Below are 14,997 nucleotides of genomic sequence, written 5' to 3'. Positions count from 1 at the left end.
CTGGGCCTCGCCGACAGCGTTCAGGCGGCATCCGGCGCCGAATCGTGGGGGCCGCCGAGCGTGTCGTTCACATAAAGCTCGCGCACGAAGACCATGATGACGGCGATCAGAGGCACGGCGAGCGCGATGCCGATGGTGCCGAGGAGAACGCCGAACACCACCTGCGCCCCGAGGGTCAGCACCGGCGGCAGGGCGCTGGTGTAGCGCTGGGCGACCGGCTGGGCGACGTTGCTCTCGACGCTCTGGACGAGCACATAGACGCCGAGGCCGAGCAGCGCCATTTGCATCGATTCCGACAGTCCGACGAGAACGATCGGAATGCCGGCGATGAACGGGCCGAGGGTCGGGATGAAGGCGAGGACGCCGGCCTGAAGGGCCAGCAGGAAGGCGCTCGGCATGCCGATCAGCCAGAGGCCGACGAAGGTGACGACGAAGACGATCGCCATCGAGATGCCGGTGCCGCAGACCCAGAGGATCAGCTCCTCGGTCGCGTCGCCGATGGTCTCGTCGAGCCGCGCCCGCTTCGCCTTCGGGAACAGGCTGACGAGGCCGCGGCGATAGGTTTCCGGCTGGGCGAGCAGGAAGATCGCGATGAAGACGACGACGAAGACGTTGCCGAGCGCACCGAGCACCGAGAACATCGCCTGCGACGCCGAGGAAAAGATGCCGGAGGGGTTCGGCAGGAGGTCGTCGAGGCCGACGGACTTGCCGTCGCCGCCGTTGCCCCCCGGCTGCAGCCCCATGTCGCCCATGGTCTGGGCGAGCGCCTGAAGCTGCTCGCGCAGCTGCCGCCACAGCTCGTGGAACTGGTTGACCAGGGTGAAGCCGCCGTAGAACAGCCCGCCGCCGATGGCGACGAAGAGAAAGGCGATGACGATCGCGAAGGCCCAGCCGCGGCGAAGCCCCGCCCATTGCAGGGGCCTTGCCAGCGCGGCGACGATCGCTGCCAGCAGCATGCCGCCGAAGATCAGAAGCAGCGCCATGGCTGCCGCCCAGACCAGCGCCACCGTCGCCGTCATCGCGAGCACCACCGAGGTGACGATCGTCGCCTTCTTGGTGAGCTGTTCCTCGACTGCGTCTTTCAAAGCCGTGCCCCTTCGCGCTCGCTCCCCGAAGGGGGCGATATGGGAACGCTCGCCGGAGGCGACAGGCGCGAAAAGCGTGGCCGCAACTCTACCGCAATGAGCCCGGTCCCCCGGCGGCCCGTCTCAGCGCGGCGGCCTGCCGGCGCCCTGCGCCTGACGCCAGGCGGCCGGCGTCTCCCCGGCGATCTGCCGGAACATCCGGGTGAAATGCGCCTGGTCGGTGAAGCCGAGCTGCGAGGCGACGGCGGCGACCGTCAGCTCGCGGCGCATCAGCAATGTCTTGGCGCGGGCGATGCGGCTGGCGAGCTGCCACTGCAGCGGCGTCTGGCCGGTCGTCTGCTTGAAGCGCGCGGTGAAGCGATCCGCCGAGAGGTCGACGATCGCCGCCATGTCGGCCACCGTCAGACGGCCCTTTTCCTCGAGGTGGGCGGCGAGCTTTTCCATCTCGGCCGGCGCCAGGCCGCCGTCTCCCGTGTCGATGTCGGGAGGAAGCTCCAGCATGGCGGTCGCAATGCTTCCGACGAGGGATTCCGCATAGACGCCGTGCCGCACCGGGGCTGCAAGCTCGTCGGCGAGCAGCTTTGCGAGGGTCTCGATCGCGCCGGCGGCCTCGATCTCGGCAGGGCGACGGAGCGCCGCTTGAGCGGCCGAGCTGCCGACGGAGGGGGCGAGGAACCGCAGCATGCGGTCCCGGTGGAGATGCAGATCGAGATGCGAGAAGCTGTGGGCCGCGGTGAAGTCCGTCCACATCGGCTGCCCGGCGGGAACGTAGATCGCCCGCGGCATCGGCCGGAACTCTGCCGGCGATCCGCCCGGCTGGTTGCTCATCCGGATCTGCGCGGAGACGTCGTTGAGGAAGACGACGATCCGCGGATCCGGCGAGACGTAGAAGCCCTTGGCTCGCGAATGTCCCTCGGCGACCCAGTGGACGCCGACGATGCCGTCGAGGTTGCGCCATCTGACCGGACGGGTCGGCCGGATGCCCTCGGTGCGGGCGCGCATGGAAATGCGGAAACTCAACGTCGCAATCCGCCGCTGCTGGAGGCTTGAGACCGGTGTGCCGGTCGGGCGCTGCGCGCGGGATTGCCGGACCCGGACCTTAAATCCTGAGCCGGCAGATCTGGCCCCGTCGAAAACCTGATTTTCTTGCGCAACAGAGACCTCGTTTCACGTGAAGCGGCGACGTGAGGCATGTGGATTTCTGGAACGGTTCGAGGCCAGCCCGGATAGGACCCGCCGAACGTTGCAGAACCGCCACAGCCCTTCAGGCCGATGGGGTTCGGCACCGGGATTCCTACAAGACACGGCGTTTCTACAATACTGGATGTTTTCACTCAAGTTAACCGATGAGGGCTGAAGGAGGGCTGTCACGACCCCGTCAGCGAAGGAGACGCCGCCCATGACAGCCCGGCGAAACGGGCGCTCGGGCGGATGCGAGTAACAGTAGGGCGAGGCGCGCAGCCGCGATCGCCGGACAAGAGAATGGCTGGATCATGGATTTCGACGAGGGGCGCGGCAACGCTGACATCGAATCGCGCGGCAGGCGCGACGCGGCCGATTGGCGCTCCGTCGTAAAACTGCGGCGGCACCGGACCCGACGCTCCGCAGCCCTGCTGTTCTGCGGCACCGCGCTGAGCCTCGTCCAGCCCTCCCTTTCGCTCGCCCAGGAGGCCGAGGGCGGCACGATCACCCTCGACACCGTCACCATCGATGGGGAGGGTGGCAGTGCCGTCGGCCCGGACAGCACCATCGTCGCCAGGGATACCGCGGTCGGCTCGAAGACCGACACGCCGATCCTCGACGTTCCCGCCGCGGTTTCGGTGGTGACCGAAAAGGAGATGCAGGAGCGCGACGTCCACACGCTCGACGAGGCGCTTTCCTACACGGCCGGCGTTTCGACGGACATCTACGGCAGCGACGATCGCTACGACTTCTACCTCATTCGCGGCTTCTACCAGACCGGCACCGGCACCTATCGCGACGGCCTGCCGCTCAGGATCTTCGGCTATACCGGCGCGCGGCTCGAGCCCTATGGCATGCAGCGCATCGAGGTTCTGAAGGGATCGACCTCGACGCTGTTCGGCCTCAACGCCCCCGGCGGCATCGTCAACGCCATCACCAAGCGGCCGACCGACTATGCCTTCGGCGAGGTCTACACGACCTTCGGCGACGGCCACATCGAGACCGGCACCGATGTCGGCGGGCCGCTGACGGCGACCGGCGACTGGTCCTACCGCATCACCGCCAAGTGGCAGGACGGCGACAACGGCGCCGACCACACCAATGACGACCGGCTCTATATCGCCCCGGCGCTGACCTGGAGCCCGGACGCTTCCACCAGCCTGACCATCCTCGGCGACTACAACAAGCGCAAGGGCAACACCTCCCACGGCATCCCGCTCGGCTCCGGCCTCGATCCCGACACCTATCTGGGCGAGCCGGACTTCGACAAAATGGACACCGAGGAGAAGAACATCGGCTGGCTGTTCCGCCACGACTTCGGCGACGGCTTCGAGTTCCGCCAGAACGCCCGCTATTCCGACCTCGATCTGACCTATGAATCGGTCTATGGCGGCACGCTCGACCCGGCCGATACGCGCAGCGCCTGGGCCGTCTACGGCAAGACCAAGCGTTTTTCCATCGACAACCAGCTCGAATACGACACGAGCGCCGGCCAGTTCGACAGCCGGCTGCTCGTCGGCCTCGACTACAGCCACGACGACACCAGCGAATACCGGGTCTACGGCTCGGCGAGCGGGATCGATCCCTACGATCCCGATTATTGCGGCCTGTCCTGCATCACCCTGCCGCCGGGCTATACCTGGAACAACACCCAGGCGGCGACGGGCCTCTATCTGCAGGAGGAACTGACCGTCGAGGACAGCCTGATCTTCACCGTCGGCGGCCGTTTCGATCATGTCGACACGACGAGCGACTATCCCGACTACGATCTCGCCTACGACAGCACGGACAACGCCTTCACCAAGCGGTTCGGCGTCACCTGGAAGACGACGGACGAGATGTCCCTCTATGCGAACTATTCGGAGAGCTTTGATCCGCTCGGCGCCGATCGCTCGACCATCGTCGGCGAGGCCAAGCCCCAGGAAGGCACCCAGTACGAGGTCGGCGCGAAATACCGGCCGGACGGCTTCGACGGGCTCTTCACCCTCGCTCTGTTCGACCTCACCCAGACCAACGTGCCCTATTACGTCACCGCGACGACCCAGGAGCAGGTCGGCAAGGTGCGGGTGCGCGGCGCCGAGCTGGAAGCGAAGGTGGCGATGACCGACCGCTTCGACCTGACGGCGGCCTATTCCTACTGGGATGCGGAGATCCTCGAAGACGGTCTCGACGGCAATGTCGGCAACCGGCCGCAGCTGGTGCCCGAGCACATCGCCTCACTGTGGGGCGACTACACGATCCCCGGCGAGGGGATGATCGGCGACCTGACGCTCGGCGCCGGCGTCCGCTTCATCGGCGACACCTTTGCCGACAACGCCAACGCCATCGATCTCGACGCCCGCACCACGGTGGATGCGGCACTGACCTACAAGATCAGCGCCAACGCGACGCTGCAGGTCAACGCCACCAACATCTTCGACACGCGCTATGTCGCCCAGGTCGATACCTATAACGGCACCGAATATTACAACGACGGCCGCACCGTGCGCGGGACGCTGCGCTACAGCTGGTAGGCGGGCGTGAAGGAATCCGGCGACCCCCCATCACGACGGCGGCGCCGCCGGAGCCTCAGAGCATCAGCCAGAGCTGGAACAGCACGCCGCAGGCGAGCGATCCGGCAAGCGCGAGGCCGAGATAGAGGGCGAAGACCGGCGGCCGGGCGAGCGCCCAGACGGCGATCGCCGCCGGCAGGGAGGTGACCCCGCCCGCCACCAGAAAGGCGAGGCCCGCGCCCTGCGACATGCCCTGGTCGATCAGGCCGGCGACCAGCGGCAGGGCCGCATAGCCGTTGAGATAGGCCGGGACGCCGACGAGGGTGGCAATCAGGATGGCGGCGAAATCGCCGCCGCCAAGGGCGCTCGCCACCCAGTCTCCGGGCAGATGGGCGATCATCAGGCTCTCGAGGATGAAGGCGAGGGCCAGCCATTTGAGCAGGAAGAGCGCCGAGCCGACGCCTTCCCGGGCAAAGCTCGCGCGCCGCGCCGGCTCTTCCCAGAAGCGCCAGACCACGCGCTTGCGCTGGCGAACCGACGCGGCACCGCAGCCGCCATTGCCGACACCCTCGCGCAGCGGCGAGGCGAGCAGCCCTCGCCCGGAAAGCGCCATCGTCACCATCCCGCCGAAGATCCCGATGCCGATCGCCGCCAGGGTCTTGGCGACCGCGAACTGGAGATCCACCACCCCTGCCGTCAGCACGAACATCGACGGGTCGATGACCGGCGAAGCCAGCCAGAAGGCCATGACCGCCGAAAGCGGCACGCCCATCGACAGGAGCGCGGCGATCAGCGGGATCACCCCGCAGGAGCAGAAGGGCGATAGCCCGCCCATCAGAGCGGCGAGGAGGACCATCAGCGTCGGCGATCCGGTGAAGGCCGAGGCGATGAGGCCGTCGGCGCCGCTGGCCCGCGCATAGGCGGCGAGAAGGACGGAGAGCGCCAGATAGGGCGCAGTCTGCAGGATGTTCCGGATGGCGAAGGCGAGGCTGGCGCCGCCCTGTGCCGGATCGAACAGGAACAGCGCGAGAAGGAGGATCGCCGCGGCGATCCAGACGCGCTCCCTTGCCAGCGCACGGGCGATGCCCGAGCCGCGGTTTCCCGGCTGCATGATCAGTTCGGCCATCGGACCACACTCCTTCGTTTTGTCATCATAAAACCAGAAATACAGTTATTTCAGAGCAGAGGAGACGTTGACGGGGCGCTCAGGGGCAGACCGGCGTCTCATGGCGTCCGTCCCGGTCTTTGGCCGGGACAAAGGGGCAGTGCTCAAGCGCCGAGCGGGCTCGATAGCAGCGACCGAATGTCGATCTCCCGGCCCAATGGCATCAGGCCACGTCCTGTCTCACCACCGCCACCCCCTTGCAGCATTCCTCGGTCAGATAGCGAAGCGCGCCGTTGAGCGCGCCATAGTCGGCGCGGTTGAGTATCTCGCGGCCGCGCCGCTCCTGTGCGACGAGCCCCGCCGCGACCAGAGCCCTGAGATGATGGGCAAGGGTCGACAGCGGCAGGGCCGTATGGGCGGCGATGTCGCCGACGATCAGTCCGTCGTCGCCGGCGCGCACCAGCAGGCGGAAGATCTCGAGACGGGCTTCGTGGCCGAGGGCCGCGAGCGCTCTCGCGGTCCGGGCATGATCCTGCTTCATGACCGAATCATATAACCGGGTTTATGGTGATATCAAGCGAAATCCGGCACGGGTTCGGTCGATCCCGGTCCTCGGACCGACCGCCCGGTGCGGCAACGGGCCTCGTCATGGGGCCCGGAGGCCAGGGCAGGGCTTGCAGAAACCGTCACGCGGCTGAACCCTCCGTCCCGCCGATTGGCCGGTGAGAAGATTATCTGCTATTTCTGATCGTCTGTCGCCAACAGGATCCAAGTTGCGATGGCGCTCACTCGCCGTCTGGCCGCCATCCTGGCCATGGATGTCGAAGGCTATTCCGGCCTGATTGCCGCCGACGAGGCCGGGACCCTGGCCGCGGTCGATCGCGCTTACCGCAAATGCGTGCTTCCGACGGTCGGCGAATTCGGCGGCGAAATCTTCAACACCAGCGGCGACGGCCTGCTGATCGAATTCGCCAGCGCGGTCAACGCCGTCGAATGGGCGGCGCGCTTCCAGCGCTCGCTGGTGGCCGACCGGATCGACGGCAAGGATGTCCTGCCGGTGCGGATCGGCGTCGTCATCGGCGACGTCGTCGTCACCGACATCGACCGCTTCGGCGAGGGCATCGTGCTCGCAACGCGCGTCCAGACCGTCTCGCCGCCGGGCGGAATGGCGATCACCCGCGGCGTCTTCGAATATCTGAAGGGCAAGACCAACCTTTATTTCACCGATGTCGGCCCCTGCAGCTTCAAGGGATTTTCCGAGCGCGAGCGGGTCTGGATCTGGTCGCCGAGGATCGTCAGCGCCGCGCGCAGCCGCCGCATCGCCGTGCCCGATCCGGCGACCCAGCCCTCGGTCGCCGTGCTGCCCTTCGAAAATGTCGGCAAGGACCCCGTTCGCGAGACCTTCATCGACGGCATGGTCGAGGAGATCACCGCCAGCCTGTCGCGGGTGCGCGAATTCCTCGTCATCGCCCGCCAGTCGGCAGCGCTCTATCGCGGCACCGCCCTCGGGGCGAAGGACATCGCCGCCGAACTCGGCGTCCGCTACATCCTGCAGGGGAGCGTGCGCTTCTCCGACAGCCGGATGCGCGTCTCGCTGCAACTGGTCGACGGCGAGACCGCGCTGCAGATCTGGAGCGATCGGATCGAGGCGCGGGCCGACGACCTCTTCCAGATCCAGGACCAGATCGCCGAAACGGTGTCGGGCGCCCTCCACCCGACGATCCGCCAGGCCGAGGTGGAGCGCTCGCGCCGCAAGCCGCCGGAAAACCTCGCAGCTTACGACCTCGTCATGCGGGCGCTGCCGTATCTCTGGGCCAACCGCCACGTCGAGAACGAACGCGCCATCGCCCTCGTCGAGGAGGCGCTGGCGCTCGAGCCGGACAATGGCCGGGCCGCGGCGATCGGCGCCTGGGCCCATGCCCAGCACATCGCCTATAACTGGGCGACCGACATCTCCGAGCAGCGGCTGCGCGGCCGCAAGCTGCTCGAGGAAACGCTTGGGGAGGTCGACGACGATCCGCTGGCGCTCACCGCCGCGGCGACGGCGACCATGCTGATCGAGGGCGACCTCGAGCGGGCGAATGCCCTGGTCGACCGGGCGCTCGATCTCGACGTCAACCACGCCTGGGCGTGGACGCGGCGGGGCTTTGCCCGGGTCTATGCCGGCCAGCCGGACGACGCCTTTGCCTGTTTCGAGCGGTCGCTGCGCCTGTCGCCGCTGGACCCTCTGGCCTTCAACTCCTTCATCGGGATCGGCCTTGCGCATTTTTCCTCCGGCTGGTCGGTGGAGGCGGCGCGCTGGACGAGACGGGCGCTCGCCGAAAAGTCCGGCATGTCCTGGCCCTATCGCGACCTGGCGGCGTTTCTCGGAAATGCCGGCCAGATCGTCCCGGCGAGGGAGGCGCTCGCGGTGTTCCTGGAAAGCCGGCCCGGCGCCAGCCTCTCGATCGTCCGCGACGCACTGACCTTCATGAATCGCGGCCTGCTCGATCGCTACTGCGCCGGGCTCGCCGCAGCAGGCCTTGCCGAAAACGGCGAGACGGTCCTCGAAAACGCCACCTGACCGGCGATCAGCGAAGATCACCGGGCGCTCGGCAAAGCATCGGGACGCTCTTCTCTCATCTTCAACGATGTATAAACGGATCTACTGCGCGATAATCGCAACTGGATATTGCGGTCGGAATGACGCAGACTGTCAGAATGGGAAAAAATACCGCAGCGGCATGAGGCCGCGGCGGACCGGCGATCGAGGAGGCAAGCCATGCAGTCCTATAAGGTCATCCAGCCATCGAAGACGCCGGCGCCCGGCTGGGTCGGCGGGTTCTCCGCTTCCAATCCGAAATTTTCCTATCCCGATCCCGACCTCTCGCCGCTACCGATGCTCGACAACATGGCGAATGTACCGCTGTTGCAGCGCCAGCTCGACGTGCTCTGGCCGGAATTCAGCTGGGAAACGGTGATCGGCGATCCGTCGTCGCGCTGCTACCAGATGTTCGCGCCCGACATCTCCCGCGCCGGCTATGACGATGCCGGCCGGATCTTCTCGATCATCTGCCCGCAGCAGGGCACCTATTCGCCGACCATCGGCGATCTCAACATCGAGGTGACGGTCACCGGCCAGCGCGGTTGGGTCAACGAGACGGCGAGCGATCTCGACTATGACCTCGTCGCTGCCGACATGACGGTGACCGGCAAGATCTGGTTCGGCCCGAGCGCCAGGGACAAGCGCCTCTACCAGTGGCTGGAGGCCTATTTCAGGGCCGAGAACCTGCCCTTTCCCGCCGACAAGGCCAATGCCATCCAGGTGACGCTGCATCATGTCGGCGATCCGGAGCAGCCGATCATCTCGGTGCGCTCCGGCATCAATGACGGCTTTCCCAACCCGGACTTCGCGCGGCACGAGGCCGAGGCCTGGGCGGTCGCCAATGTGGCGGTGCAGATCGGGCCGATCATGTCGCGGCGCCATCCGCTGGTCGACGACTTCAATGCCCTCGTCATGCGGATCTTCAATCTCGGCTCGGGCAATTTGCTGCAGCCGACGAATGTGCTGACCTGGAACGTCTGGCTCGACGCGCCGACCCTCGTCGACCAGGCGGAATGGAAGGCCCATGCGGAGAAATGGCGCCATTCGATCGACACCGGCCATGGCAGCCCCGACGGGCCGGGCACGCCGCCGCGCTATTTCGACGGCACGCCCTTCAATGCTCTCGAGGCGGTCGTCGAGGGCGAAGGGGAGGCGATCGAGGCCTTTTTGAAGAAGCACCATCTCTGGCCGTAGGACAGGCGTGGCCGCCCCTTAGACCGGAACAAGCCTGCGCAACGGCTTCGGCCTGTCGCCGTCCGTCCCAGGGCGGACGCGGCATCACAAGGCTTCGATGGCGATCCATGCCCCGGCGAGGATGAACACCGGCCCGAGCGCCAGCGCCAGCCTGTCGCCGCGCGGCAGCAGCTTTTCCAGGAGCACGACGATGGCGAGGCCGGCGATCCAGTAGACATTCATGATGCCGCCGACGAAGAGCAGCGCCATCAGCGCCCAGCAGCAGCCGAGGCAATAGGCGCCATGCGTAATCCCCATGCGCAGCGCGCCCGCCTGGCCAGGCCGCCAGTGCCGCGAGAGAAATTCCGCCGGTGAGCGGCAATGTTCGAGGCAGGCGCGCTTGAAGGGCGACAGCTGGTAGAGGCCGGCGGCGATCAGCACCGCGGCCGCCAGCCAGGCACTGACCGACCACATCATCGGCTGCGAGAGCAGGCCGAGCCTTTCGCTGAAATGCTGGAGGGCCGTCGCGACCAGCGAGAAGCCGAGCCAGACGAGCAGGTAGCCGGCAAGAAAGGTGCCCGTCGGCACCGGACCGGCGGGCATCTGGTCCTTCACCTGGGCGTGGCGGCTGACCCGCGCGTGCAGCAGCACCATTGGCGCGGCGCTCGGCAGCATCATGGCGATCATCATGATCCACCACATCGCCGCGATGACCAGCCAGGTTCCGGCCGACCACGGCATCACAGGCGTTTCCGGCATCACCTCCTCACCGGGCATCGCCGGTTTCCCGGGCGTTGCCGCCTGGTCGGGCATCGGCGCCATTCCCGCCATTCCAGCCATGTTGGGCGTGGCCGGCGTCTCGGGGCTCGGCTGCATGCCCGGCATGGTCTGCATGGTCGCCATGCCGGCGTCGCCGCCCGGAAAGATCGCCGGCCGGCTCATCATCCAGACGCTCATGCCGGTGCCGGCGCCGACGAGCAGCCAAAGCCAGGAGAGCACCATCAGCGCGAGGATGCCCGCCGCCATGATCCAACGATCGCGGCGGACGAGCATTTCGACGGTCGAGGGCTGCGGCGCCGTGCCGGCCATGTCAGTGCCGGACCGGTCCCTGGCCGCTGAGATGCAGCCGGGCGAACTGGCCATAGGAATCCTTCAGCGACAGCGCGATCGGCCCCTTGGTCTGCGTCGAGGCGCTGCCGATCTCGGCCAGCGAATATTCAAAGCCGTTGGGCAGGTCGATGCGGGCGCGGTGGGGCTGGCCGGTCACCGGGTTGCGGATCGGCTCGCCCGCCGTGTCGATGAAGCCGTCGACATGGATGCTGCCGCGCCGCTCGTCGACGTCAACCGTCATGGCGATCTTGCGGAAGGCCGGGTCGAAGACCTGGTCGAGGGTCGAGGCGAAGACGTTGAACATCGTGCGGCCGGGCTCGGAATCCTCGCCGGACATGATCTTCAGAAGCGCCATGCGCTGGGCCTCGTCGGCGCTTTCGTCGACGATCGGCTGGCATTTCCCGCCTCCCTCGTGGATCGGCCCCGGCCACTGGAAGATGAAGGCAATGCGCGTGCCGTCGAGGCTGACATCGCCATGATGTCCCCGGTGGATCTCGATGGCTCCCGCCGCCTGGCAGTGACCGTGGGTGGGCAGGGCGTTGAACTGGCAGGGGCAGCCATAGGCGCAGTTGCAGTTGACCAGTTCGACGCCTTCGATTTCCCAGGGGGTCATGACGTGGTTCTCCCATTACAAGCGCGATCCCTTTCGATCGGTCTTTCGCAAGCCGGCGGCCCGGGACGCGGCCGATCGCCGACCATCTTTGACCAGACTGCGGCCAAGCCGGCGGCGCGGCAGGCAATGCGGGCCGACGCGGGGCGCCGCGGACCCTCCCGCTGTCAGGGGGCGATGATCCCATAGGGCCCGTAGGCGGCCTGCCAGAGGGCGCCGTAGCGGCTGCGTCGCTGCATCTCAATATCGCCTTCGGCGGTGAAGGTGCCGCTCGCGACCTCCGCCTCGCGAAACTCGAACCCCTCCGGCAGCACGATGCGGGCCCGGTGCGGCGCACCGGTCACCGGGTTCCTGATCGGCTCGAGGGAGAGGTTCAGCTTGCCGTCGATGCCGAACCAGCCGGTGCGGGCCTCGATGTCGCAGCCGAAACCGATCGCTGCAAAGACCGGCGGCAGCTCCTGGTCGATGGTCGCGCCATAGATGTTGAAGACGGTGGTCGGCTCCTGCTCGCCGCCGCCGAGGATCGTCGCGAGCGCCTCGACCTGGGCATCCGAAGCCGCCTCGTCGATGAAGCCCTGGACGATGCCGCCGCCCTCGTGCACGGGGCCTGGCCAGCGATAGGCGGCCGCCACCTTCAGCCCGTCCAGCCGCAACTCGCCGAACCAGCCTTCGTCGATACGCATGCATTCGAGGCCTTCGCAGAGGCCCTCGGTCGGTCTGCCGTTGAATTCGCAGGGACAGCCATAGTCGCAACTGCACGCCGCGATCTTCGGCCCCTTGATCGCCCAGTCGACATAGGGCATCGGGTCCTCCGAGACGTCATTCAGAGCCGCTGGAAAGTAAGCTAGCAGAAGTTGCCGTTAAGGAATAGTCGGTAATTGACCGTCGCCAAGGAAGCTCCCGGCCCCCGGTTGATGCTATTGCGACGCGTGTCCGGGCTTTTATCGGCTTGTCTGCTTGGAGCTTTTGCCGTCGGTCTCCGTCGCTGCTGTCCAAAAGCGAGGAATTCGCAACCGTAGCAGACGCAACCGTTTCGTTGCTTGCAGCTTGGTTAGTCTCAGGCACCCGCTCGCGGGACTCCCCGCCGCGAGGAGAACTTCATGCCCGGGGCGGCGAGGCGCTCGGCCGGGCCGGTCCAGGCATAGGCGAGGAGGCAGGGATCCTGCTCGCCGGTGGTGATGCGGTGTTCGACGCCGGAGCGGTTGAGGATCAGCGAGCCCGGCGCATAGACGGCGCCGTCGTTCTCCGACCAGGCGCCGGCCACCGAGACGTAGCTCTCCTCGATGCCCTGATGGGCGTGCTGGGGATAGGTCGTGCCCGGCGCAAACAGCACGAAGCCGAGGATCAGCCCGTCCGCCTTGACCGGGCCGGTCGGCCCCAGCACCTCGGCATAGGCGTATTTGCGCGACAGCGCCTTCGGCACGCTCGGATAGCCGTAGGACCAGACGAGCGAAGCGGCGACATGGCCGAGCGCCCGGGCAATGCCGCTGACGGCAGAGCGCGCGCCGAGGTCGAGGGCGCGGGAGAGATGGGCGGTGACCGGCTTGACCGCCGGCGCGTCGATGACGATCGGCGGATCCTCCTCGACGATTGCAGAGAGGGTGTCGCGCACGCGCTTGCGATGGCTGCGGATCGCCTTGCTCCCGCCGGCCGAGCCGTGGCGGTAGAGGACGTCGAACTCCTGCAGGAGGTATTTCCAGTCGGGGCAGTCGGACAGCTTTTCGCTCATGCCGATGGAGCTATCGCGCCGATGCGGCGCGGCGAGTCCGGCTGCCTGTCGCAGCGGTCGTGCGGATGAAGGACGGTCGCCGGCGACGAGATCGCGGGGGCGCTTTCAGGCCGAGAATCCTCGCCCCAACGCGCGGCTCGCAGCAGCGGCTATCGGATCGCCGCTGGCTGTCGAAATGGCCCGAACAGCGCCGGGCCACGGTGCGCTCAGCCGCGGGCGGTGCGGGCGAGGGTGATGCCCCGGCGCTTCGGCAGGATGGCGTCCTGATGGTCGTCGTAGATGCCGTATTCGGTCGCCTGCTGATAGAGCATGTCGCCCTTGGTGCCAGCGAGAATGCGCAGCTCCTTCAGCTCGCAGAGCAGCGTGATGCGGAAGGCGAGGGCGCGAAGGTGGACGCGGTTGTAGCAGAAGAAGGCGAGCCTGGCCCGCTCCATCGCCGGGATCGCGCGGATCAGGTCGTCGCGGAGGTCCCCGTCCGACCGCAGCAGCTTGGCCAGAAGGTCGAGGGAAACCGGACAGGTGGTCTCGTTCGGAATACCGTCTCTGTTGGCTGCCATTTCATCACCTCTTTCCGGTTCTGGCCCTTCGTGCTCGGTTGATATTGTTGGCCCGATTTCAGCACCCTAGCGGCCCGGGCTTGTCCTGACCTTGATCACGTGCCTGTGAGCCTCTGTATTTTGTAAGTTTCCCGTCCAAATATTCGTGGCCGGGCAAAGATTAGGCTGCATTAAGTTGCGCGACGATGAAATTACATCGCGCATGCTTTAACTCTTGATTGTATCGGATCTGCGGAGATTGCGAAACGTCGTGACGGCATCCACCCGAGAAGGCGCGAATATGTCGCACCAGCAAGTATAGTTCGGGTTTCAGGCGACAAGCTGAAGAGTAAAACGCGGATATAGCAGAGTTTACACTTCCGGACGCCGGGCAAGCAGCATGTAGTTCACGTCCCGATCGCGCGAGAGCCGCCATTCGTCGGCCAGCGGGTGATAGACGACGCCGGTCTCGTCGATCATCGACAGCCCCGCCGCCTGGACCGGACGCTCGATCTCCTCCGGCCGCACCAGCTTCGAATATTGGTGCGTCCCCTTCGGCAGCCAGCCGAGCACATATTCGGCTCCGACGATGGCGAAGGTCAGTGCCTTGAACGTCCGGTTGATCGTCGCGACGAAGAGCAGGCCGCCGGGCTTCACCATCGCCGCGCAGGAGGACAGGAAGAGATCGACATCGGCGACATGCTCGACGATCTCGAGCGCCAATACGACATCGAAGGTCTCGCCGCCGGCGGCGATCGCCTCGGCCGTCGTCGCCCGGTAGTCGATCGAGAGGCCGGTGCCCGAGGCGTGCAGCCGCGCCACCTCGATATTGGTCTCCGACGCGTCGGCGCCCACCACCGTCGCGCCGAGCCGCGCCAGGGGCTCGGAGATCAGCCCGCCGCCGCAGCCGATATCGAGGATCGACAGGCCTTCGAAGGGCTTCGGCTGCAGAGGATCGCGAGCGAAATTGGTGGCGATCTCGTTGCGGATATAATCGAGCCGGACGGGGTTGAACTTGTGCAGCGGCTTGAACTTGCCGGCAGGGTTCCACCACTCCCTGGCGAGGCGCGAAAAGCGTTCCACCTCGCCCGCGTCGATCGTCGTTGCGTCCGGCATCGATCCGTTCCGTTCATTGCATTTGCAGGCGGCATGTTCGCTCCGTGGCCGCGAAGTCAAGCGCATGACGCGGCAATAAGGGAATTGCGTGGCAGCCATGCGGGGATGGCGACCCCGGCAATGGACAGCCGGCAAAGCGAAAACCCCTGCGGATGCGGGAACGACCGTCAGCCTTACAACCTTCTAGCGGTGCAAATTCGTCATGCGATCTGACGTCACCATGAGCGCTCGCTCCCACAGGGCGTCGACATTCGCTTTCGATGTGCTTGACCGCT

At 66.5% G+C, this 14,997-nt stretch carries 13 protein-coding genes; 3 read left to right on the top strand and 10 right to left on the bottom strand.

Translation table 11 applies throughout. The features are described from left to right. Positions 1 to 20: 20 nt before the first annotated feature. Positions 21 to 1,085: an AI-2E family transporter gene (locus E3C22_RS21670; protein WP_134763975.1), complete on the bottom strand. Its 1,065-nt coding sequence runs from the start codon at positions 1,083 to 1,085 to the stop codon at positions 21 to 23. Between the two features lie 123 nt (positions 1,086 to 1,208). Continuing rightward, positions 1,209 to 2,105, bottom strand: coding sequence for a helix-turn-helix domain-containing protein (locus E3C22_RS21665; protein WP_134763974.1), 897 nt, complete (start codon positions 2,103 to 2,105; stop codon positions 1,209 to 1,211). A 473-nt stretch (positions 2,106 to 2,578) separates the two neighbouring features. On the opposite strand from E3C22_RS21665, the gene E3C22_RS21660 reads away from it, so the two are divergent. Next, a complete protein-coding gene (locus E3C22_RS21660) occupies positions 2,579 to 4,780 on the top strand; it encodes a TonB-dependent siderophore receptor (protein ID WP_134763973.1) in 2,202 nt (733 codons plus the stop codon). A gap of 55 nt (positions 4,781 to 4,835) precedes the next feature. Here E3C22_RS21660 and E3C22_RS21655 read toward each other — a convergent pair whose 3' ends face one another. Together E3C22_RS21655 and E3C22_RS21650 are read right to left on the bottom strand one after the other, a co-directional pair. Next, the gene (locus E3C22_RS21655) at positions 4,836 to 5,885 is read right to left on the bottom strand and encodes a permease (protein WP_134763972.1); all 1,050 of its coding nucleotides are present in this window, start codon (positions 5,883 to 5,885) and stop codon (positions 4,836 to 4,838) included. Positions 5,886 to 6,087: 202 nt separating this feature from the next. Then, positions 6,088 to 6,405, bottom strand: a complete 318-nt coding sequence (locus tag E3C22_RS21650; RefSeq protein WP_134763971.1) for an ArsR/SmtB family transcription factor — start codon at positions 6,403 to 6,405, stop codon at positions 6,088 to 6,090. 237 nt (positions 6,406 to 6,642) lie between these two features. On the opposite strand from E3C22_RS21650, the gene E3C22_RS21645 reads away from it, so the two are divergent. Further along, the gene (locus tag E3C22_RS21645) at positions 6,643 to 8,427 is read left to right on the top strand and encodes a hypothetical protein (protein ID WP_134763970.1); all 1,785 of its coding nucleotides are present in this window, start codon (positions 6,643 to 6,645) and stop codon (positions 8,425 to 8,427) included. A gap of 198 nt (positions 8,428 to 8,625) precedes the next feature. Beyond that, positions 8,626 to 9,642 carry a hypothetical protein gene (locus E3C22_RS21640; RefSeq protein ID WP_206027007.1) on the top strand — a complete coding sequence of 339 codons (1,017 nt, stop codon included), beginning with the start codon at positions 8,626 to 8,628 and terminating at the stop codon, positions 9,640 to 9,642. Between the two features lie 84 nt (positions 9,643 to 9,726). On the opposite strand, the gene E3C22_RS21635 is transcribed toward E3C22_RS21640, so the two are convergent. From E3C22_RS21635 to ubiG, 6 genes are all read right to left on the bottom strand, one after another. Then, positions 9,727 to 10,764, bottom strand: coding sequence for a DUF2182 domain-containing protein (locus tag E3C22_RS21635; protein WP_245515128.1), 1,038 nt, complete (start codon positions 10,762 to 10,764; stop codon positions 9,727 to 9,729). Beyond that, positions 10,712 to 11,344, bottom strand: a complete 633-nt coding sequence (locus E3C22_RS21630) for a DUF1326 domain-containing protein (RefSeq protein WP_134763969.1) — start codon at positions 11,342 to 11,344, stop codon at positions 10,712 to 10,714. The genes E3C22_RS21635 and E3C22_RS21630 overlap by 53 nt, the downstream gene beginning before the upstream one ends. Positions 11,345 to 11,508: 164 nt before the next feature. Next, the gene (locus E3C22_RS21625; protein ID WP_134763968.1) at positions 11,509 to 12,144 is read right to left on the bottom strand and encodes a DUF1326 domain-containing protein; all 636 of its coding nucleotides are present in this window, start codon (positions 12,142 to 12,144) and stop codon (positions 11,509 to 11,511) included. A gap of 254 nt (positions 12,145 to 12,398) precedes the next feature. Further along, a complete protein-coding gene (locus E3C22_RS21620) occupies positions 12,399 to 13,070 on the bottom strand; it encodes a dimethylsulfonioproprionate lyase family protein (protein WP_134763967.1) in 672 nt (223 codons plus the stop codon). A 206-nt stretch (positions 13,071 to 13,276) separates the two neighbouring features. Continuing rightward, positions 13,277 to 13,627: a hypothetical protein gene (locus E3C22_RS21615; protein ID WP_134763966.1), complete on the bottom strand. Its 351-nt coding sequence runs from the start codon at positions 13,625 to 13,627 to the stop codon at positions 13,277 to 13,279. Positions 13,628 to 13,978: 351 nt separating this feature from the next. Then, positions 13,979 to 14,722, bottom strand: coding sequence for a bifunctional 2-polyprenyl-6-hydroxyphenol methylase/3-demethylubiquinol 3-O-methyltransferase UbiG (gene ubiG / locus E3C22_RS21610; RefSeq protein WP_134763965.1), 744 nt, complete (start codon positions 14,720 to 14,722; stop codon positions 13,979 to 13,981). Positions 14,723 to 14,997 lie beyond the last annotated feature (275 nt).

This window comes from Jiella endophytica, from assembly GCF_004519335.1.
GTDB lineage: Bacteria > Pseudomonadota > Alphaproteobacteria > Rhizobiales > Rhizobiaceae > Jiella > Jiella endophytica.
The sequence above is the reverse complement of the archived record's forward strand: the minus strand, read 5'-3'. Positions and strand labels throughout refer to the sequence as shown.